The 19,997-nt window shown below is 75.6% G+C and carries 19 protein-coding genes; 8 read left to right on the top strand and 11 right to left on the bottom strand.

Annotation, left to right across the window (positions count from 1 at the left end):
* Nucleotides 1–9 precede the first annotated feature (9 nt).
* The 4 genes from QC283_RS27240 to QC283_RS27225 all read right to left on the bottom strand — a co-directional run bounded on the left by QC283_RS27240 (nt 10) and on the right by QC283_RS27225 (nt 3,190).
* The gene (locus QC283_RS27240) at nt 10–1,029 is read right to left on the bottom strand and encodes an endonuclease/exonuclease/phosphatase family protein (protein ID WP_279564346.1); all 1,020 of its coding nucleotides are present in this window, start codon (nt 1,027–1,029) and stop codon (nt 10–12) included.
* Between the two features lie 198 nt (nt 1,030–1,227).
* Nucleotides 1,228–1,455 (bottom strand): hypothetical protein, encoded by a 228-nt coding sequence (locus QC283_RS27235; RefSeq protein ID WP_279564345.1) that lies wholly within the window; start codon nt 1,453–1,455, stop codon nt 1,228–1,230.
* 64 nt (nt 1,456–1,519) lie between these two features.
* A complete protein-coding gene (locus QC283_RS27230; RefSeq protein WP_279564344.1) occupies nt 1,520–2,446 on the bottom strand; it encodes a hypothetical protein in 927 nt (308 codons plus the stop codon).
* 273 nt (nt 2,447–2,719) lie between these two features.
* Entirely contained in the window at nt 2,720–3,190 is a 471-nt protein-coding gene (locus QC283_RS27225; protein ID WP_279564343.1) for a hypothetical protein, read from the bottom strand.
* 68 nt (nt 3,191–3,258) lie between these two features.
* Between QC283_RS27225 and QC283_RS27220 the strand changes: the two genes are divergently transcribed.
* Nucleotides 3,259–4,500, top strand: coding sequence for a PP2C family protein-serine/threonine phosphatase (locus QC283_RS27220; protein WP_279564342.1), 1,242 nt, complete (start codon nt 3,259–3,261; stop codon nt 4,498–4,500).
* A gap of 64 nt (nt 4,501–4,564) precedes the next feature.
* Nucleotides 4,565–5,656, top strand: a complete 1,092-nt coding sequence (locus QC283_RS27215; protein WP_279564341.1) for a hypothetical protein — start codon at nt 4,565–4,567, stop codon at nt 5,654–5,656.
* Between the two features lie 305 nt (nt 5,657–5,961).
* Here QC283_RS27215 and QC283_RS27210 read toward each other — a convergent pair whose 3' ends face one another.
* Nucleotides 5,962–6,144, bottom strand: a complete 183-nt coding sequence (locus QC283_RS27210; RefSeq protein WP_279564339.1) for a hypothetical protein — start codon at nt 6,142–6,144, stop codon at nt 5,962–5,964.
* A gap of 116 nt (nt 6,145–6,260) precedes the next feature.
* On the opposite strand from QC283_RS27210, the gene QC283_RS27205 reads away from it, so the two are divergent.
* Nucleotides 6,261–7,610: a helix-turn-helix domain-containing protein gene (locus QC283_RS27205; RefSeq protein ID WP_279564338.1), complete on the top strand. Its 1,350-nt coding sequence runs from the start codon at nt 6,261–6,263 to the stop codon at nt 7,608–7,610.
* Between the two features lie 91 nt (nt 7,611–7,701).
* Nucleotides 7,702–8,439: a GAF and ANTAR domain-containing protein gene (locus QC283_RS27200; protein ID WP_279564337.1), complete on the top strand. Its 738-nt coding sequence runs from the start codon at nt 7,702–7,704 to the stop codon at nt 8,437–8,439.
* A gap of 131 nt (nt 8,440–8,570) precedes the next feature.
* On the opposite strand, the gene QC283_RS27195 is transcribed toward QC283_RS27200, so the two are convergent.
* Nucleotides 8,571–9,344: a hypothetical protein gene (locus QC283_RS27195; protein WP_279564336.1), complete on the bottom strand. Its 774-nt coding sequence runs from the start codon at nt 9,342–9,344 to the stop codon at nt 8,571–8,573.
* A gap of 487 nt (nt 9,345–9,831) precedes the next feature.
* Here QC283_RS27195 and QC283_RS27190 point away from each other — a divergent pair, with 487 nt between their 5' ends.
* Nucleotides 9,832–10,809: a nucleoside hydrolase gene (locus QC283_RS27190; protein ID WP_279564335.1), complete on the top strand. Its 978-nt coding sequence runs from the start codon at nt 9,832–9,834 to the stop codon at nt 10,807–10,809.
* 90 nt (nt 10,810–10,899) lie between these two features.
* Complete coding sequence (locus QC283_RS27185; RefSeq protein ID WP_279564334.1) at nt 10,900–12,570, top strand: glycoside hydrolase family 13 protein; 1,671 nt, start codon at nt 10,900–10,902, stop codon at nt 12,568–12,570.
* Between the two features lie 48 nt (nt 12,571–12,618).
* On the opposite strand, the gene QC283_RS27180 is transcribed toward QC283_RS27185, so the two are convergent.
* The 3 genes from QC283_RS27180 to QC283_RS27170 all read right to left on the bottom strand — a co-directional run bounded on the left by QC283_RS27180 (nt 12,619) and on the right by QC283_RS27170 (nt 14,975).
* Nucleotides 12,619–13,779 carry a M24 family metallopeptidase gene (locus tag QC283_RS27180; RefSeq protein ID WP_443032697.1) on the bottom strand — a complete coding sequence of 387 codons (1,161 nt, stop codon included), beginning with the start codon at nt 13,777–13,779 and terminating at the stop codon, nt 12,619–12,621.
* A gap of 5 nt (nt 13,780–13,784) precedes the next feature.
* The gene (locus QC283_RS27175) at nt 13,785–14,288 is read right to left on the bottom strand and encodes an FxLYD domain-containing protein (RefSeq protein ID WP_279564333.1); all 504 of its coding nucleotides are present in this window, start codon (nt 14,286–14,288) and stop codon (nt 13,785–13,787) included.
* 315 nt (nt 14,289–14,603) lie between these two features.
* Nucleotides 14,604–14,975, bottom strand: coding sequence for a DUF6479 family protein (locus QC283_RS27170; protein ID WP_279564332.1), 372 nt, complete (start codon nt 14,973–14,975; stop codon nt 14,604–14,606).
* A gap of 200 nt (nt 14,976–15,175) precedes the next feature.
* On the opposite strand from QC283_RS27170, the gene QC283_RS27165 reads away from it, so the two are divergent.
* Nucleotides 15,176–16,792: a right-handed parallel beta-helix repeat-containing protein gene (locus QC283_RS27165; RefSeq protein WP_279564331.1), complete on the top strand. Its 1,617-nt coding sequence runs from the start codon at nt 15,176–15,178 to the stop codon at nt 16,790–16,792.
* Nucleotides 16,793–16,860: 68 nt separating this feature from the next.
* Here the strand turns inward: QC283_RS27165 and QC283_RS27160 are convergent, their stop codons facing one another.
* Nucleotides 16,861–17,739: a class A beta-lactamase-related serine hydrolase gene (locus QC283_RS27160; protein WP_279564330.1), complete on the bottom strand. Its 879-nt coding sequence runs from the start codon at nt 17,737–17,739 to the stop codon at nt 16,861–16,863.
* Nucleotides 17,736–18,698, bottom strand: a complete 963-nt coding sequence (locus QC283_RS27155; protein ID WP_279564329.1) for a LysR family transcriptional regulator — start codon at nt 18,696–18,698, stop codon at nt 17,736–17,738. Before QC283_RS27155 ends, QC283_RS27160 begins: the two co-directional genes overlap by 4 nt.
* Before the next feature lie 85 nt (nt 18,699–18,783).
* Between QC283_RS27155 and QC283_RS27150 the strand changes: the two genes are divergently transcribed.
* On the top strand, nt 18,784–19,956 hold the full coding sequence (locus tag QC283_RS27150; RefSeq protein ID WP_279564328.1) for an alpha/beta hydrolase family esterase: 1,173 nt from the start codon (nt 18,784–18,786) through the stop codon (nt 19,954–19,956).
* The last annotated feature ends 41 nt before the right edge of the window (nt 19,957–19,997 follow it).

Here is a 19,997-nt window from a genome sequence, read left to right as displayed (position 1 = left end):
GGGCCGGTGTCAGCCGGCCCTGTGCAGCGTGAGGTCGACGACCAGGGCGCGGTGGTCGGTGTCCGCCAGGTCCAGGAACCGGGCGCGGCGTGCGGTGAAGTCCTCCGACACCAGGACGTGGTCGATCTGCACGCCGAACGCCGGGGCGGTCCGGGCCGGCCAGGTGACCGTACGGTCGTCCCCGGACAGCCGGGCCGCGTCGCGCAGCCCCGTGTCGATGATGCGGCGGAAGGCGGCGTGGTCCTGGGAGGCGTTGAAGTCGCCGGCGAGGACGGTGGGGGTCCCGCTGCCCTGGGCCTCGGCGGCGACGTCGCGCAGGGCGTCCAGCTCCTCGCGCCACAGGCCGACCTGGTCCGGCAGCGGCGGCATCGGGTGGGCGAGCTGGAGCCGTACGGCGTGGCCGCGCACGTCGGCGACGGCGCCGGGCATGCCCATGGTGCCGGGGACGCCGGGGGTGGCCTTGAGCGGGAACGCGCTCAGGATGACGGACCCCTCGGAGCCGCCGCCCTCGACGGCCTGCCGGTGCGGGTAGTCGGCGGCGAGGTCGCGCCGCAGCGCCGCGTCACACGCGTATTCGCACTCCTGTACGAATACGATGTCGGGCTTCTCGCGCCGGACGGCGGAGATCAGCTCGCCGGTGCCCTGCCCGAACTCGACGTTCGAGGTCAGTACGCTCAGCTCGGTGACGGGCAGCCCGACGGGGTCGCCCGTCTTGCCGTACGGCTCGATGAACCACGCCAGCAGCCCGAGCAGCGCCACACCCCACACCGCGCCGGTCCACCACCGGGCGAGCAGCGTCAGCAGCAGCGCGGCGCCGGTCGGCACGAGCAGCCAGGGCAGGAAGGCGAGCAGCTGCGGTACGGGGGTGACGCCGTCGGTGTCGGCGACACGGCAGCCGACGACCACGCTCACCCCGGCGAACAGCAGCCCCGCGCACCAGGCCCCGAACCGCCGCCCGGTGCGGCGGGCGGTCGGCCGCTCGCGGGAGCCCGCCCACTCACCGGTCGCCGTGTCGGTGTCCGTGTTCAAGTCCCGGTCCTTCGCTCGCGGGTGCGGTGCCTGCCTGTGACGCCTGCCTGTGCGACGCCTGCCCGTGTGGCGCCGGCGTGCGCGGTATCGGCCTGCGTGGTGCCTGCCTGCGGGACCGTCCCGCGCGGTGCCCGCCCTGCGCGATGGCGCACCCTCCCTCAAAGACGGACGACGGGTGCCGAAAGTTGCGCACGGGCTTTACGCCCGCGCGTGGAACTCCCGGACCACCTCGATGCGCCCCACGATGTACCGGTTGAACTCCTCCAGCTCCGCCGCCGGAACCCACAGCTCAAGGATCGTCTCGCCGCCGGCCCGGCGGACCGGACAGCGCTCCAGGAACCCGGTGCCGACCGCTCGGTCGGAGGCCTCTACCAGGGCCAGCTCCTCGGGACCGGTGGGGCGCCACGGGGTCGTTGTCTCGGACATGGTCGGCGACCTCAGCCGCCGGGCCACGGACACGGCCAAGGGAATAGCGGCGCTCCGCTCTCTCTCAGAACCGGGCCCGCGTCGGCCTGGTCGGCGCCGGGTCGGCGGGGGCTCCCGCGGGTGCCCGGCGGCGGCGCAGCAGATGTCCGTACCGGCCGGTGAGCCAGGAGGCCAGGGCGACCGTGAGGCCGAGACCGACCAGCAGCCAGGAGGCCGTGCGCAGGGTCTCGGTGAGGGCGTCGTAGACGGCGCCCGCGGCCGGGCCGTCCACCGCGCCCTCCACCGCGTCGGGGAGTTCGGTCACGGTGAGCCGGCGGCCGACCACGACGGCGAGGACGAGCAGCGCCCCGCCGAGGGCGGTGCCGATCCCGGCGGCCGTGAGGGCGCGTCGGCGGCGGGCGGCGACGGCGATGCCGGTCACCGCGAAGAGGACGGCGGCGAGCGGCAGCCAGAAGGCGGCGACGTCGAGCACGTGGTAGCCCTTCCTGAGCCGGTCCGCCTGGTGGGCCGGGAGCACGGTGACCGCGGTGTGCCGGACCGGGATGCGCCGCGCGAAGGGCACGTTGTCCTCGGCGAGCCGGTCCTTGACGCGGGCGGTGACGGGGGCCAGGTCGACGGTGACCGCGCGGCCGGCCGCCCGGTCGTCCCGCAGGGCGCGCAGCACGGCGCCGTGGACGGCGCGGTTGGCCGCGTCCCAGCCTTCCCGGAACGCCTCGGTCCGGGTGAACGACCGTGCCGCGTCCTGCGCGAAGAGCCGCACGGCATCGTTCAGGGGGCCGGCCGCGACCTCCTCCACGACCCCGTCGCCCACCGCGTCGGCGACCGCGTCCCGTACGTCCGGATCGTCGGCGAGCGGCGCCGTCGCGGCGACGTACCGCCCGGGGTCGGTCAGCCCGTACGCCACCCAGCCCGCCAGCGTGCCGAACGGTACGGCCAGGCAGGCGAGGGCGATCAGGACGGCCGAGAGGGCGCTCCGAAGACGTGGGGGCACCCTCCCAGGCAAGGCGCCGGGAGCGGGCCGGGCGACCGGCGTGACTGCATATGGCCCCCGGGACGAACCGAACGGGCGCCACGCCCGGTGGCGGGCGGCCCCGGGCGAGCGAGCGCGCGCCGCCGGTGGTCGCCTATCGCCGGTGGCGCCGCGTACCGCCGGTGGCGCCGCGTACCGCCGGTGGTCGCCTACCGCCGGTGGCGCCGCGTACCGCCCGTCGCCCTCCACCGGCCGTGGCGTGCGGTGCCGTTCCCGTCCCGGTCGCGCGGGCCGTCAGGTGACGCGGAGTCCCCGTGCGTCCTCGTGGGTGTAGTAGCGGTAGAACATGGCCCCGGCCACCCCCGCCCCGACCAGCAGGGACACGAGGACGCACGTGAACATGGCGACGCCGCTCTGCGCGTACAGGAAGCCCAGCGCGCTGCCCGCGAACGCGCCCCACAGCACCGCGTGACCTTCGCGCGGCAGCCGTCGGCCCACGGCCCGGACCACGGCGTAGAGCACGATGAACCCGAGCGTGCTCAGGAGACCGAGGAGCACGTTCCAGCCGGTGATGGGGCCGCCGAAGCGGTGGATGGACGCGGCCCAGTAGCCGTACACCAGCCCGGCCGCGACGAGCAGCGTCCACCTGGCCACCAGGTGGGTCCGCTCGCTGAAGACATCGGGCGTCCTCGGACGCCCGCGCATGCCCGTGCCGGTGGACGGTGCGCGGGTGGACGGTCCGCCTGTCGGTACCGCGTGAGCCATGAGAGCACTCCTCTCGCCTCGCCCCCGTCTACCAGGGCACACCCGGTCAGGCCGACCGGCAAGTCAGGATGCGGGCCGTGGGGACGCGTGTTTCGCTGGGCCCCGTGAGGGGTCGCGACCGCAGGCCGGTGCGCGGCCGGTGGCGGCTGTTCGGCCGGCTCGTCCACGCCGCCGGCCGGGGCGACGCCGTGTCCCGGCACGAGCTGCTCAGCGTGCGCGGCCACAGCGTCGCCTGGCTGTTCCCGCTGCTCCTGCTGGTCGGTATCACCGCGACCGACATCACCACCGGCGCGTTCGAGATCATCGCCTGGATCGTGCTCGTGCCCGGCGCGGCCGCCGCGATCTGCGGGGTGTGGACCACGGCCGCGTACGCGGTGGTCGCCGTCGGCGTCTACGTCCTGGCCGACACCACCTGGCAGCACCGCGACGAGACCGGGCTCCCCGGGCTGATCCTCGTCGTCCTCGGCGGGCTGATCGCCGTGCTGGCCACCGCGCTCCGGGTCGGCGGCGAGCAGCGCATGCTGCACATGCGGGACATCGCCGACACCACGCGCCGCACCGTGCTGCGCCCGCTCCCGGTGGGCTTCGGCGGCCTCGACCACGCCGCCGTCTACCTCTCCGCGGACACCGAGGCCCGCGTCGGCGGCGACTTCTACGACATCCAGCCCGGCCCGCACGGCACCCGCGTCCTCGTAGGCGATGTGCAGGGCAAGGGGCTGGGCGCGGTGGAGGCGGCGGCCGCGCTGCTCAGCAGCTTCCGCGAGGCCGGTTACCACGAGCCGGACCTCGCGACGGTCGCCGAGCGCCTGGAGATCCGTATGGTGCGCCACCGCGCGCACACCGCGGCCCTCGGCCGGTCCGACGGCGACCGTTTCGCCACCGCCGTACTGGTCGGCTTCTCGGAGGAACTGCCGGACGCGGTGGACGTCGTCGTCTTCGGCCACGAACCCCCGCTGGCGGTCGGCCCCGGCGGGGTGCGGTACCTGCCGGTCGTGGGCGGGCTGCCGCTGGGCATGGGCGACCTCGTCCCCGGCCGGCAGGTGCCGTCGGTGCATCGGCTGGCGCTCGCCGCGGACGAGACACTGCTGCTGGTCACCGACGGGGTGACCGAGGCCCGCGACCCCGAGGGCTGCTTCTACCAGCACGCCGAGGACGTCTCCCGCGCCCTCTCCGCCGACCCTCGGAGCACCGCGCCGCAGCGGCTGGTGACCCTGGTACGGGACGGCACGCTGCGGCACTGCCGGGGGCGGGTGGCCGACGACACCACGGTCTTCGCGGTACGTCGCCGGAGAGGGACAACGGGCGGCTGAGTGCCCCGCGTCGCAGCCGCAGCGGTTACGGTGCTGCGGTACGTGATCGACAGGGGGAGGGGACATGCCCGGAACCGTGCTGCTGCTCGCGGCGTCGCCCGTGGGCCGGGGGTGCCTGGTGGACGCCGCCTCCGTGCTTCCCGTACTCGCGGCCGTGCCGCCCGCCGTGCTCTCCGGAACCGACACCGCGAACGTGGTCGAGCTCGCCGACCCGCTGGAGCCGCAGGCCGTCCTCACCCGGCTGCGCGCCGCCGCGGCGGCCCCCGGGCCGCTGACCGTCTACGTCGCCGGGCAGCTCCAGCTGGACCGCCGTCAGCGCCTGCCGCATCTGGCGCTGGCCCGCACGACACCGGCGACCGTCCGCTACACCGCCCTGCCCTGGCACTGGATCCGCGAGGAACTGCGGCTGCGGCCGAGCGGCGCGACGACGCTGCTGCTCGACCTGCACGCCGACCAGGAGACCTGGCAGTGGCTGCGGGCGAACCCACTGGACTCCGGGCGCAACAACGCCGTCTACGGGCGCATCGCACCGCCGCCCTCGCGGCGGACGGTGGCCACGCCGTCGTACATGCGTGCCGTCGCGACGATCCTGCGCAGCGGGCACCGGCCGCCGCCGGACCAGCTGCACGAGCAGGCGCTGGCCCGGGGCGCGGCCGAGGGCGCGGGGAACGGGACGGGAAGCGGCGGGCACGCCGGTCCGGACCTGGTACTGACGGCGCCCGGGCCGGTGGCGGGCGACCCGCACGCGGTCATCGCCGCCGCCGTGCAGTCCGGGCGGCACGCGGACGCCGACGCGCTCGCCGCCCGGCACGAGCGGGCCGCCGCCGACGCGCACGGGCCCGCCTCCGAGGACGCGCTGCACTGGACGGAGGTCCGGGCCGACCTGGCGATGTTCGCGGGGGATCCGGCGCGCAGCTGCCGGGCGTGGCTGACGGTGGCCGAGGCCCGCCTGGGCGCGGGGCAGCCGCCTCAGGCGCCCGCGGTGGAGGCGGCCGTCGACCGGGCCCATCACCAGTGGGGGCAGGTCCGCGACGCCGGACGGGCCCGGGAACTGGGTGCGGCGCTCGCCGCGTTGCGGGGCCGGGTGCCCGGCCCGCGCGAGGGCGCGCTGGACCATGTGCGGCGGGAACTGAGCCGGTTGCAGACCCAGGGCTGAGCCGGACCCGCCCGGACCCGCCCGGACCCCTTCCGGACCCGGCCTCCGCCCCGATCCCGGCCCCTGGCCCGGCCTGGTCGGTCCCGCTCCCGGCCTCCGCCTCGATCCTGGCCCGGTCCCTGATCCTGGCCCGGTCCCTGATCCTGGCCCGGTCCGGTCCCTGACCCGGTCCGGTCCCTGACCCGGTCCGGTCCCTGACCCGGTCCGGTCCCGGTCTTGGCCCGGTCCCGGTCCCGGGTGGGTCCCGGTCCGGTCCCGGTCCCGCTCCCGGCAGGGCCGAGTCACTTCCTGCCCGGTTCGCGCCGCTAGGGGTCCACCGTGGCCAGTGAGTCCCTGTCCGAGGTGATGTCCTCCGTCGGTGCGGGCACCGGCGGGTGTGCCGTGTCCGTCGGTCCCGCGTTCGCGGCCAGCAGCAGGCAGGCCACGGCGACGACGGCGGCGGCGAGGGCTCTGGCGTAACGTTCGGTGGTGCGGGCGCGTCCGGGCACGGCGTCCTTCTGCGGAGGGGACGGGAATGGCGCCAAGCGCTGTTAAGCGCGCTTAACCCGCGGTTTAACCTAGAGCCGTGGGAGTGGAACGGCAAGAGCCACAGGGGGAGTTGGCAGTGGGGGACCGTGACGGCCGGGAGGTCATCGGGCGCCGGGTGCAGCGGCTGCGGGCCGAGCGCGGGATGACCCAGCGCCAGCTCGCGGAACCGGCCTACACGCCCGCCTACATCTCCACCCTGGAGGCCGGCCGCGTCCGCCCCTCCGACGAGGCGCTGCGGCACCTCGCCGAGCGGCTCGGCGTCGGCTACGAGGAGCTGGCCACCGGGCGTCCGGCGCGGCTCGCCACCGACCTGCGGCTGAGGCTCACCGAGGCGCAGCGCACGCTCGCCACCGAGGGCGCCGAACGGGCGGCCGGGCAGTACGCCGAGCTGCTCGCCGAGGCCGAGGCGTACGAGCTGCCCGAGGAGCGGTCCGCCGCGCTGCTGGGCCTCGGGGAGTGCGCGGTGGAGACCGGCGAACTGGTCACCGGCCGGAGCTACTTCGAGCGGGCCGAGCAGTGCCTCGCCGACGCCGGAGCCCCGCTGCCCGCCCGTGTCCCCGCCCTGCGCGGACGCGCCCTCGCCCACTACCTCGCCGGCGAAATCCGCTACGCCGTCTACCTCCTCGAGTCCACCCTCGACGAGCTCAACCGCGGCGGCCTGCACGACCCCGACGCGCTGCTGATGCTCTACGCCAGCGCCATCGGCCCGTACATGGACATGGGCGCGCAGGCGCGCGCCGCACAGGCCGCCGAGCTCGCCCTCTCCCTCGCCCCCAGCGCCGGTGACCCCGCCCTGGTGGCCCGTATGCACCGCTCGGTCGCCCGCACGCTGCTCGCCGAGGGCCGTCTCGCCGAGGCCGACGCCTCGCTGGCCAAGGCGGCCGAGCTGTACCGCACGCTCCAGCTCCGCACCGAGCTGGCCAACTGCCACTGGATGCGCGGCTACGTATGCGCCCAGAACGGCGAACTCCGGCGCGCCGAGGCCGAGATGCGGGAGGCCCTCGGCATGCTCTCCATCACCCGCGCCGCCCTCTACAGCAGCCAGGTCGCCGTCGAGCTGGCCGACGTACTGCACCGGCGCGGCAAGTCCGGGGAGGCCGCCGAACTGCTGCACGGCGTCCTGGACGACCTCTCCTCCGAACGCGGCGCCGTGCACTCCGCGGGCGCGCACCGCCTGCTCGGCATCATCGCCGAGGACGCCCGGGACACCGAGGCCGCCGAGGAGCACTACGTGCGTGCCCTGAGCCTGCTGGAGCGGGCCGGAGCCGCCGGCGACCTGGCCGACCTGTGCCGGCTCCTCGGCGATCTGCTGCGCCGCACCGGCCGCGTGGAGGCGGCCCTCGACGCCTATCGCACCGGCCTCGGACACCGCACGGCACCCGGCACGACCACCCTGGGGCCGGCGCCCGCACAGCCGCCTCTGTAGACGGTGCCACGACCCGCGGGCCGCCCGAGTTTCCACTGGTCGGGCACGGGTAGTCGACCCTGCGGCCGCGTGAGTGAAGGAGGCGGTGCGCGTGCGGCCCAGAGACGAGTCCGGGCGGTCTCCGGACGGGGAGCGCGCCGCCGAGGTGATCGCCGCGGAAGTGATCGCCGCGGAGGTGCGGGGCGTCCCGCCGGGCGAGGTCCCGGGACGGCTGTGCCGGGTGGCCGTACGGCTGCTCCCGGTGACCGGCGCGAGCGCGTCGCTGCGCGGCGAGGGAGTACCGGTACGGCTGTGTGCCAGCGGTGACCGGGCTTCGTACCTGGCGGAGATCCAGAGCACCCTGGGTGACGGCCCCTGCGTGAGCGCCGCCGAGTCGGGCGCCCCGGTGCTCGCCCGCGACCTGACGGCCGGTGCGGACGTCGGCCGGTGGCCCGTCTTCGCCCAGCAGGCGACAGCGGTCGGGGTACGGGCGGTCTACGCCCTGCCGCTCGGCAACGACGCCGTGTGCCTGGGCACTCTCGACCTCTACCGCGACACCCCCGGCGGACTGACCGGCCCGCAGCTGAGCCTGGCGCGGCTCGTGGCCGGTGTCATGACGGTGGCGCTGATGGCGCTGCCCCGCGGGGAGGGGGCGGCCTGGCTGGACGAGCTGGCCGGTGACCACGACGAGGTCTACCAGGCCGTCGGCATGATCATGGCCCAGCTGGGAATCGGCGCCGACGAGGCCCTGGCCCGCCTGCGCGCCGACGCGTTCGCCCGCGGCCGCACCGCCCACGAGGTGGCTTGTGACGTACTCACCCACCGCCGACGCTTCGACCGCGACGGTTAGGCGTACGTCCCGGTGAGGCGGGACAGGGGGACGCCGGGCGCCGGCCATCGGCCCGCCTGCCCGGCCACCTGTCCGTCTGCCCGTCCGTCCGGCCGCCGAGCCGTCAGTCCGTCCGTCAGGCCGCCTGTCCGCTAGACCTGTGCCCGCCCCTGCCGCCGTACCTCGGTCAGCCGCTCAGTCCCGACCTCGACGGACGTGCGGACGGCGTCGTCGGGCGGTTCGCCGAGGCCGCCGCTGGTGAGGCTGATCGCGTCGTCGCCGACGCGTACGGCGACCAGGTCCAGGGTGAGGACGGCGCCGTCCTCGGTGCTCACCGTCACCCGCAGGCCCTGCCGGGCGTCCCCCGACTCCGGCAGCGTCACGTCGGTGACCCGGACGACCCGGGCGGCGCCGCGAGCGGCCCGGGCCGTGAAGCGCCCGCACGCGTCCGGCAGCGTCGCGAGCCAGGCCAGTGCCCGGTCGATGTCGGCCGCGCGGTACGAGGTGATCCGGTAGTGCAGCTGGGCCCCGCCGGCCGTGTCGTCGAGGGCGACGACGGCGCGGGGCGCGGTGGCGGCGCCGAAGAGTTCCTCGGTGTAGAGGACGTCCAGCAGCCGGCCGCAGTCGGGCCGCTCGGCCGTGGCCTTGAGCACCTCGTCCCGCCAGGTCGCGGCACCCCGCGTCGGTCGCCACGCCTCCCCCAGGTCGGCCTCCGTGATCAGGGCCGCCCGCGCCTGTCCCCCGGTGAGGGCGGGCGGCACGGCGGGTGACGGCAACGCGGCCGGGGACTGCGCGGTGGCCGGCGTGGTGCCGGCCGGCCTGTCGGTCCCCCGCCCGTCGGCGGAGCAGGCCGCCACCGTCAGCGCCAGCGCCGCCGAGAGCGTGACGGCGAGCACGGGGCGGGCGGCGGGGGCGGCGTGCTGCATCAGGGGTGCCTCCTGAAGGCCGGGGCGACCGTCGCCGTGCGGGACCGGTCACATCCTCCACGGCACCACCGCCCCCGCCCCACCACCACCGTGCCGGGCCGTCCGGGTGAGGCGCGGTGGGCGAGAGGGGGCGGGGGTGGACGAGGCGCGGCGGGACCGGGCGTACGGCCTCGCGCGGAGGGCCGCGACAGACCGGACCGGCGGAGGGCCGCGACAGACCGGACCGGCGGAGGGCCGCGACAGACCGGACCGGCGGCGGCCCGCCACCGCCCGGGCCCGGGCACGCGGCCCCCGAGCCGCAGGTGCCCGCGTGGGCACGCGTAGGGTCGCCGGGGCCCACGCCACCACCGACCGGCCACCCACCGACCGGCCACCGACCGGCCACCCACCGACCGGCCACCCACCGACCGGCCACCCACCGACCGGCCACCCACCGGCCACCCACCGACCCGCCACCCACCGACCCGCCACCCCGAGGAGCCCCGCCGTGACGACCGCCCCTGGCCGGCAGCCCATTCCGGTGATCATCGACTGCGACACCGGCATCGACGACGCCCTGGCCCTGCTGCTGGCGGTCCGCCACCCCGGGCTCGACCTGCGCGCTGTCACCTGCGTGGCCGGGAACACCGACGTGGAGGGGGTCGTACGGAACACCCTGACCGTGCTGGAGCAGGCCGGCGCCCCGGACGTCCCCGTCGCCCGGGGTGCCGAGCGTCCGCTGATCGAGGGCGTGCGCACCGCCCGGCACGTGCACGGGCACGACGGCATGGGCGACCTCGGCCTGCCCGCCCCCACCCGCGCCCCCGTCGACGTGGACGCGGTGACCCTGCTGCGCCGGGAGATCCTCGCCTCCCCGCGCCCGGTCACCCTGATCCCCACCGCCCCGGCGACCAACATCGCGCTGCTGCTGCGCACCCACCCGGAGGTCACCGCCAACATCGAGCGGATCGTCTTCATGGGCGGCGCGGTGGCCACCGGGAACGCGACGCCGGTCGCCGAGTTCAACGTGTGGCACGACCCGGAGGCCGCCGCGATCCTGCTCACCGCCGGGGTGCCGATCACGATGTACGGGCTGGACGTGTTCGAGCGGGTGATCGTCCCCGGACCGGACGTACGCCGGCTGCGGGCGAGCGCCGAGCCGGGCACCCGGCTCGCCGGTGAGCTGCTCGCCCACCGCGGCCCGGCCACCGACGAGTCCGACCCCGGCGGCGGCCTCGGTGACGCGGGCGCGGTCTGCGCGGTGATCGACCCGGAGGGCCTGACCACGCGCCGGCTGCCCGTCGAGGTGTCCCTGGCCCCCGGGCCGGCCCGCGGCCAGACCGTCGTCGACCGCCGCGCCCGCCCCGGCGAGTCCGAGCTCCACGCGGGCACGCGCGAACAACCCCTGGTGGACGTGGCGTTGGACGTGGACGTGGCCCGGTACGTGAATCTGTACCTGGGGGCGGTCGAGCGCACGGGTTCGTAGCCCCGGCGCGTCGCGGGCGCACGGGTTCGCTTTTCGGGTGATGTGGACAGATCTATTCGTGTCGCCCGCACGCATCGCGAAGGAGACCGCGTGACCGTACGCAGCACCACCCGCACGCCCGACCTGTCGTCCAAGGACCCCAACTGGTGGCGTCAGGCCGTCATCTACCAGGTCTATCCCCGCAGCTTCGCCGACGCCGACGGCGACGGGCTCGGTGACCTGCGCGGCATCACCCAGCGCCTGACGCACCTGGCCGCCCTGGGCGTCGACGCCCTGTGGCTCAGCCCGTTCTACCCGTCCGAACTCGCCGACGGCGGCTACGACGTCGACGACTACCGGGACGTCGACCCGCGCCTGGGCAGCCTGGACGACTTCGACGCCATGGCCGCCGAGGCCCACCGCCTGGGCCTCAAGGTCATCGTCGACCTGGTCCCCAACCACACCTCGCACCGCCACGCCTGGTTCCGGGAGGCCCTGGACGCGGGCCCCGGCTCCCCGGCCCGCGACCGCTACGTCTTCCGGGACGGCCGGGGCGAGCACGGGGAGCTGCCGCCCACCGACTGGCAGTCCGTCTTCGGCGGCAGCGCCTGGAAGCGGGTGCCCGACGGACAGTGGTACCTGCACCTCTTCGCGCCCCAGCAACCCGACCTGAACTGGGAGAACGAGCAGGTCCGCGCCGACTTCCGCACCACGCTGAAGTTCTGGTGCGACAGAGGCGTCGACGGCTTCCGCGTCGACGTCGCGCACGCGCTGGTCAAGGACCTGACCGAGCCGCTGCGCGACCTCGGCGCCCCCGAGCTGAGCAGTGAGGCGGCGCTCGCGGAGTTCGCCCCCGGCGCCCACCCGTTCTACGACCGCGACGACGTCCACGAGGTCTACCGCGACTGGCGCAAGATCCTCGACGCCTACACCCCGCCCCGCATGGCGGTGGCCGAGGCCTGGGTGCCGGGCGCCCGGCGCGCGCTGTACGCCCGCCCGGACGAACTGGGCCAGGCCTTCAACTTCGAGTATCTCCAGGCCCGCTGGGAGGCGGCGGAGCTGCGCGAGGTCATCACCGGCTCCCTGGCCGACGCCCGTGCCGCCGGTGCCTCGGCGACCTGGGTGCTGTCCAACCACGACGTGGTCCGGCACGCCACCCGCCTGGTCCTCCCGCCGGGCACCGACACCGACGCCTGGCTGCTGTCCGGCGGTCACGCGCCGGCCGTCGACGAGCGGGCCGGCCTGCGCCGGGGGCGCGCGGCGACGCTGCTGATGCTGGCGCTGCCCGGGTCGGCGTACGTCTACCAGGGCGAGGAGCTGGGCCTGCCCGAGGTGGCCGACCTGCCCACCGAGGTCCTCCAGGACCCGATCTGGGAGCAGACCGGGCACGTCCGCAAGGGCCGCGACGGATGCCGGGTGCCGCTGCCGTGGACGACGGGCGGGCCGTCGTACGGCTTCGGCGCGGGCGCCGCGTGGCTGCCGCAGCCGCCGGACTTCGGGTCGTACGCCGTCCAGGCCCAGGACGGGGTGGCGGGCTCGACCCTGGAGCTCTACCGCACGGCCCTGCGACTGCGCCGCAAACTGCTCGACGGCGAGGCGCTGACCTGGGCGGACGACGTCCCGGCCGGGGTTCTCCAGTTCGACCGTTCGGACAGCTGGCGGTGCGTCACCAACCTCTCCGGCGCGACGGTCGACCTGCCGGCCGGGGAGGTGCTGCTGAGCAGCGCGCCCCTGGACGACGGCCGCCTGGGCCCGGACACGACGGTGTGGCTGGGGCTCTAGACGGCCCCTGCCCCCGCCTCTGCTCCAGGGGTCCGCGGGGCCGGCGGATCAGTGCACGACCGCCAGTTCGTGCGACGTGGTGTTGAGCCGGCGGCCCCCGTCCTCCGTGCAGGTCACGACGTCCTCGATGCGGACCCCGAAGCGGCCGGGGAGGTAGATGCCGGGCTCGACGGAGAAGCACATGCCCGGTACGAGCGGCTGCTCCTCGCCCTCCACCAGGTAGGGCGGCTCGTGGACGGTGACGCCGATGCCGTGGCCGGTGCGGTGCGTGAAGTGCTCGGCGTGGCCGGCCGCCTCGATCACCGCGCGGGCCGCCCGGTCGATCTCCTGGCAGGACACCCCGGGCCGCACCGCCTCGAAGGCCGCCTGCTGGGCGGTACGGACGGTCTCGTGGACCCGGCGTTCCTCGTCCGTGGGCGCGCCGACGTGGACGGTGCGGGCGGAGCCGGAGCCGTAGCCGTCCTTGAGGCCGCCGAAGTCCAGGACCACCATGTCGCCGTCCTCGATGACCCGGTCGCCCGCCCGGTGGTGCGGGTCGGCGCCGTGGGGTCCGGAGCCGACCACCGTGAGGCCGACCCGGCTGTGACCGTGCTCGCGCAGCAGCCGGGCCAGGTCGGCGGCCAGGTCGCGCTCGCGGCGGCCGCCGAACCGCAGCCCGAGGACCTCCTCGTACGCGGCGTCCGCCGCCGCAGCAGCGGCGGTCAGCCGGGCCAGCTCGGGCTCGTCCTTCACCGCCCGCAGCATGGGCAGTACGGAGGACAGGGGCTGGTAGGTGGCCAGCGGCAGCGACTGCTGGAGGCAGAGCAGGTGCAGCGCCCAGGTTCCGTCGGAGACGCCGTACCGGCCGTGCGGGCGCAGCAGTCCGGCCGCCGCGGTGTGCGGATTCTGGCCGTCCCACCATTCGAAGACCCGCAGCGCGCCCGCGCCGGGGGCCGCCTCCGCGTCCGGGCGGTCCAGTCCGGGAACCAGCAGCCGGGGCTGGGCGTCGGCGGTGAGGACGAGGAGGGTGAGGCGCTCGGTGGCGCCCGCGGGCCGGTAGCCGCACAGCCACTCCAGGTCGGGGCCCGGGGTGACCAGCACACCGGCGAGCCCGAGGGTGGCGGCCTCGTACGCGGCCCGTGCCATGCGGGCCGCGTAGTCCTGTTCCGCGAAGGCACCGGGGGTGCCTTCGCCCGTGACCTCGCCTACGTCGGCGTCCGGGTCGTCCATGGGCGTCAGTAGCGCACGGCCCGGGCCACCACCGCGCGCACGTCCCCGGACAGGTCGTGGGTGCTGCGGGCGGTGGCGCGCGCGGACCTTCCGGCGGGGACGTCGGGGACGGTGACGACGGCCGTGTCGATCAGGCTGCCGTCGGCGTCCGTGAAGTTCACCTGTACCGCGAAGGACTTCGTGGAGTCGGCGGTGTTGCTGACGGTGACCTCGACGGTGGTGCGGCCGTCGGCGTCGGTCTTCGGGGCGCCCGGTTCCACGTCGCCCTTGACGTCGGCGCCCTCCTGGATGTCCTCCAGCCACCGCCCGGCCTCCGCCGTCGCCGACGCCACGGCGTCCGCGCCCCGGGAGGCCAGCGAGGAGGCGGCCGACGCGGCCCGGTCGGCCGCCGCGCTGCCGGCGTCCGACGGCACGTCGGCGGCGCTGCCGTCGCCGTCGGAGCACCCGGCCAGCACGGTGCCCGCGAGCATCAGCACGCCGACCGCCCGCAGCACCCGCTGACCGGCCATGTCGCCTCCAGGTACCTGGTGAGTACACGCCCCGCGAGAGCACGCGGGTCCCCTCCAGTGAAGATCCGCGCACGCCGCCGCGCACACCGACGTTCGGCCGGACGGGGGAGGCCGGTCCCGCGGGGGCGCCGGTACCGCGGGGCCCGTATCGCTGGGGCCCCGGCACTGCGGGGCCCCAGCACCGCGGGGTCGCCTGCCTCGCGCGCACGCCCGCACGCCGTGCGGGCCGCCCGGACAGGCGGTCCGCCGACCGGCGGCCTGCCCGGATCAGGCTCGCCCGGATCAGCGGCACGCCCGGATCCGCGGTCGTCCGGGTCAGACGTGTCCGGGTCCGCCGCCGCCGAAGGACCCGCTCGACCCCGGCAGCCAGCGGCGGCGGATCTGGTCCTGGCCCCGGCGGCTGCCCGAATGGTGGAGTTCGTACGGCATGAGCCGTGGACTTCCGTCCGTGATCAGCGGGACCTCGTCGGGCTCCCGTATCTCCCGTTCCTCGTGGACGGCGCCGGTGGGAGGGAGTTTGCCGTGCTCGTCGGCGTGGGGGCGTTCCGGTTCTCGTTCCATGACCCTCATGCCCATACGCACGGCCCAGATCAGCGCGCCGGCGATCACCAGCCCGCCGATGAAGGCCATCGTCACGTTGAGCGCGTGCGAGGACGCGGCCAGCAGTTCATACGTTGCCGTACTCATGTTCTGATTATGTACCCCCAAATGGGATAAAGCGCCAGGAATGCCCGAGTAGGCTCCAGTGGCCTCTCGCTCTGATCCTCGCTCTGGTCCTCGCCCTGATTGAGAGGGGCCGGTGCCTGGTACCCGGTCGGCAGCGCGGCGGCGGCGGTGTCGAGCCCGCCGCCGCCGCGCCCCCACGTCGCCGGTGGAAGGAGCGCCCCATGACCGCGCCGTTGACGGCCGACGCCCATGCGTACGGTCTGGTCGGGGACGGCACCGCCGACGACCGGCCGGCCCTGCAGAAACTGGTGGACGCCCTGGGTGACGCCACCGCCGCCGACGGGCGGCCACGTACCGTGCGGGTCCCGGCCGGGCGGTACGTGATCCGGGACCGGCCCGTGCTCTGGCGCAGCGGCGTCTCGCTGATCGGCGCGGGCCGCGGCGCCACCTGCTTCGCGCTGTGCAACCCCGGGGCCCCGACGCGGCCCGTACCGCTGGCCTGGTTCACCACGGCCCAGCACGGCGCCGGACGGGACAACCACATCGCCGACGTCACCTTCGCCCACTTCGAGATCGACGGCTCCCGGGTGGAGACCGAGGAGTACGAGGTGCTGGCCAAGGGGCTCGGGCTCCAGTACGTGCTGCGCGGGCGCTTCACCGACCTGTACATCCACGACACCGCCGCCACCGGCTTCGGATGCGACTTCCTCCAGGACACCGTCGTCGAGGGCGTGCTGGCCGAGCGGTGCGGACGGCAGGACCCCGGCGAGAAGATGGGCGGCGCGGGCATCGGGATCGGAGTGGGCGGCTGGGGCCCGGTCGAACGCACGGCGATCACCGACTGCACGGCCACCGGCAACGGCACCAACGGCATCTTCCTCGAACTCCAGCAGGACGACTGGGTCCCGCCCCGCGGCATCCGCGTGACCGCCTGCCACACCGAGGACAACCGCTACGGCATCTCCGACTGGGGCGCCGACGGCCTGCTGGTCACCGGCTGCACGATGCTCGGCAACCACGTCGCCGGCTTCGACGTGTCGGCGCAGGGCACGACGAGCGTCGGCGGACGCGGCGGCATCGTCACCGGGTGCGTGATCGACGGCAACGTGGGGGACGGCATCGCGCTCGGCAACACCCCGGGCCCGTACGCCTTCCGCGGCAACCGCGTCAGCGGCAACGGGCGGTACGGCTACTGGCAGCACAACCTGGCCGGGGGCGACCAGGAGCCCGCCACCGACATCGTCCTGGAGTCCAACGACATCCACGACAACGCCCTGGACGGCATCCGCGTCGACGCACCGCTGCACGAGCCGGCGATCTTCGGCAACCGCGTCCGGAACAACGGCCGCCGCGCCGCGCCGGCGACGGACGGGGGCGGCGAGGGCGTCCACTGCGGGCCGCTGTCCCTCACCGACGAGAACGCCGACTGGCCCCCCGGCGGCCACCGCGGCAAGGAGCTGACGGTCGGCGACGGCCGAAACGCCGTGGTCACCGGCAACACCGCCACCGAACTCACCCTCGCCCCCAGCCGTCCCGGCGCGGACACGGCCTGGCCCGACGGCACCCCCGCGCCGGGCGTCACCTACCGCCTCCCGGACTGCCCGGCCCCGCGCACCGGCCTCACCGCGGCCGCCGCCGTGGTCCACCCGTACGTGCACGGCAACCGCGTCCGGGACGACGGGCACCCGCGCACCCAGACCCACGCCCTGTGGATCGCGCACGAGGCCACCTGGACCGGCGGCCGGGTCTCCGGCAACGACTTCAGCGGCAACGCCTCGGCGGCGACCCGCTTCGACTCGGCCCCGAGCGGCGGGCGCTGGCGCGACAACGACGGCTGACACCGCCCCTCGACGCCCCCACCCCTCGACACCGTCGCCCGAAGGCCGCGCCGCCCGCCGTTTCCCTCTCACGGCGCCCGCAGCGCGTCCACGGCGATCCGGGCCGCCGTGCCGATCACCGCGTCCGCCGCGGGCAGGACGGTGGCCGTGTGGGCGGTGCGGGTGAAGACGGCCACGGCGTAGCGGCCGCCGTCGGGGTACTCGACGACGCCGACCTCGTTGCGCAGGGTCGGCAGGCTGCCCGTCTTGCCGGCCACGTGGACGTCGTCGAAGGGGAAGCCCGAGGCCAGCCGGTGCGGCCAGACCTGGAGGCCCATGATGCGGCGCATGGCGGCGCCGTACTCGGGCGGACACACCTCGTCCCGCCAGAGGGCGGCCAGCAGGCGGGTCATGTCGCGCGGGGTGCTGTGGTTGGTGCGGGCCGGGTCCAGGGCGCGGAGCCGGGCGATGACGTGCGGGTCGGCCAGTGCCTGGGCTCCGGCCGGACCCGTGTCCTCGCGCATCGCGGCGAGCATGTCGCCGAAGCCGTACACCGCCCGCGTGCGGGTGAGGCCGAGCCGGGCCGTGGTGCGGTTGACGGCGTCCAGACCGACCCGGCGCAGCAGCAGGTCGGCGGCGGTGTTGTCGCTGACGGACATCATCAGGAACGCCGCGTCGCGCAGCGACAGCCGGACCGGGTCGAGCATGGCCGCGAGCCCCGTGGCCCCCGGGGTGCGTCCGGCCGGCGGGCACTCGACCCGCTCGGTGAGGTCCAGCTCCCCGGCCGCCGCCAGCTCGTGCAGTGTGACGAGCACACACACCTTGTGGACACTGGCCGTGCACACCGGCTGGTCCGGCCCCGCCCCGACCTGCGCACCCGTGTCGATGTCCACGGCATGCAGCCACCCGGTCACCCCGGCGTCGGCGAAGGCCGCGTCCAGACGGCCGGTGGTCGCGGTGTCGGTCATAGCCAGAACTCCGATGCCGGGCGAAGGTGCAGTGGCCGGGCGGGCGCCTCGGAGTGGGCGCCGGCCGTGGTGCGCAGGGCGTGCGTGGCCGCGTCCGCGAAGGCGCCGACGGCGGCGTCCCCGCGCCCCTTGGGCCAGGCCACCGAGTGCCGCCAGGCCAGCGGGGCCCCGGCCAGCGGACGCCAGACCAGGTCCCCGTCACCGGCCGCGGCGAGCCGGGTGTCGCGTGGGCCGAGGGCGACGGCCCCGGACGACAGCACCAGTCCGCGTACGAAACTGGCGCCCTGGCCGTGCCGTACGGCGGCGGGGGTGTAGCCGCCCCGGGCGCAGGCGGTGAGCAGGTCGTCGTAGACCGCCGGGGCGCCGGCGCGCGGGAAGAGGACCAGGTCGTAACCGGTGAGGGAGGCGAGCGGCACCTCGTCGAACTCCGCCTCGGCCGCGCCGCGCGGCAGCAGCACGCCGAGGTCGCGGCGCAGCACCGGGCCCAGCTCCAGGCCGGTGACGTCGCACGGGTGGTGGATGAGGCCGACGTCCAGCTCGTGGGCGGCGAACCCGGCGAGTTGCTGGGCGGTGGACAGCTCGTGCAGTTCCAGTTCCAGGCCGGAGTGCCGGCGGCGGAAGTCCGCCAGCAGCGCGGCGACGGTCTCGCCGGAGATGTCGGGGGACAGGGCGGCGCGCAGCAGGCCGGTCTCGCCGTCCCGGATGCGGCGCGCGGCGGCCAGGAAGGAGTCGGAGCGGGCGAGCAGCTCGCGGGCCTCGGCGAGCAGCAGCGTGCCCGCCTCGGTGATCGTCACCTGGCGGCTGGTGCGCTCGAAGAGCCGGACGCCCAGCTCCTTCTCCAGCCGCTGGACGCGCTGCGACAGGGGTGGCTGGGCCATGCCGAGACGGGCCGCGGCACGCCCGAAGTGTGACTCTTCTGCAACAGCCACGAAGCACTCCAGGTGCCGCACCAGGTCCACGACCAGTAATCATATCGGGGTTTGATCGAACCGACATCCATATCAATCTTGGACAGGGGCCGCACAGGGTTGCTCTCCTCGGGTCATGCGCTCCTCCCGTGACCACTCCCACCCCGCCTCCCACCCCACCCCCGGCTCCTCATCCCATCCCTCCTCCGGCCCCGCGTCCGGCTCTTCCTCCGGCCCCGCGTCCGACTCTTCCTCCGGCCCCGCCTCCGGCCCCGCCTCCGGCTTCTCCCCGCGCCTCCGCCGGTGGCCCGCCGCGCTCGTCCTCGCCCTCGCTCTTCCGCTGGCCGGCTGCGCCACCGGCTCCGAGGGCCCGGACGCGGCGCCGGCGGCGAGCAGCCCCTCCCGGGCTTCCGGGGACACGGCTTCAAAGGCGCCGGACGTCCGCGCGGAGCTGCGGGTGGACGGCCACAACCGCCAGTACCTCCTGCACCGGCCCACCGCCGCCGCCGACGGCCCGAGGCCTCTCGTCATCGCCTTCCACGGCCGCGGCGCCGACGCGGCGGAGATGCGCGAGAAGAGCCGACTGGAGAAGGCCGCCGGGGAACGCGGCATGCTCGTCGCCTACCCCGAGGGCCTCGACGACGGCTGGGGGGCGGGCACGCAGGCGACCGAGCGGCGCCCGGACCCGGACCTCGACGTCCGCTTCACCGAGGCACTGGTCGAGCACCTCGTACGCACCGAGCGGGCCGACCCCGAGCAGGTCTACGCAGCCGGGTTCTCCAACGGCGGCTCGATGGCGCTGCGCGTCGCCGCCCAACGCCCCGACCTGCTGGCGGGAGCGGCCTCGGTGTCCGGACAGCTGCCCGCGGGCGCCGCCGCCATCGAGCCGACCGGCCCCGTCCCCGTCATGGTCGTCTACGGCGCCGACGACCCCGTACGCCCCCTCAAGGGCTGGCCCTCCCCGCCGCCGGACCCCGAGGAGCCGATCCTTCCGAGCCTGTCGGCCCGGGACAGCGCGGAGGCGTTCGCCGCAGAGGGCGACGCGGGCGATCCGGTCACGGAGGACGAGAAGGGCTACGACCGCACCGTCTGGAGCCTGAAGAACGCCCCGGAGACCGGTGGAGGGGCCACCGTCCAACTGCTCGTCGTCGACGACGCCGGTCACACCTGGCCGGGCTCGACGGTCCCCCCGCCCAAGGGATTCGGCCCCACGAGCAAGGCCCTGAACGCCACCGACACGATCCTCGACTTCTTCACCGGCAGCGGCAGCGGCAGCGGCAGCGGCACAGGCACAGGCGCCGGTCGCTGACGCGAGACGACGCACCCCCATGCACAGCCCGCCACGGACAC

Origin of the sequence: Streptomyces sp. DH41 (genome assembly GCF_029813785.1) — a bacterium.
Lineage (GTDB): Bacteria > Actinomycetota > Actinomycetes > Streptomycetales > Streptomycetaceae > Streptomyces.
The sequence above is the reverse complement of the archived record's forward strand: the minus strand, read 5'-3'. Positions and strand labels throughout refer to the sequence as shown.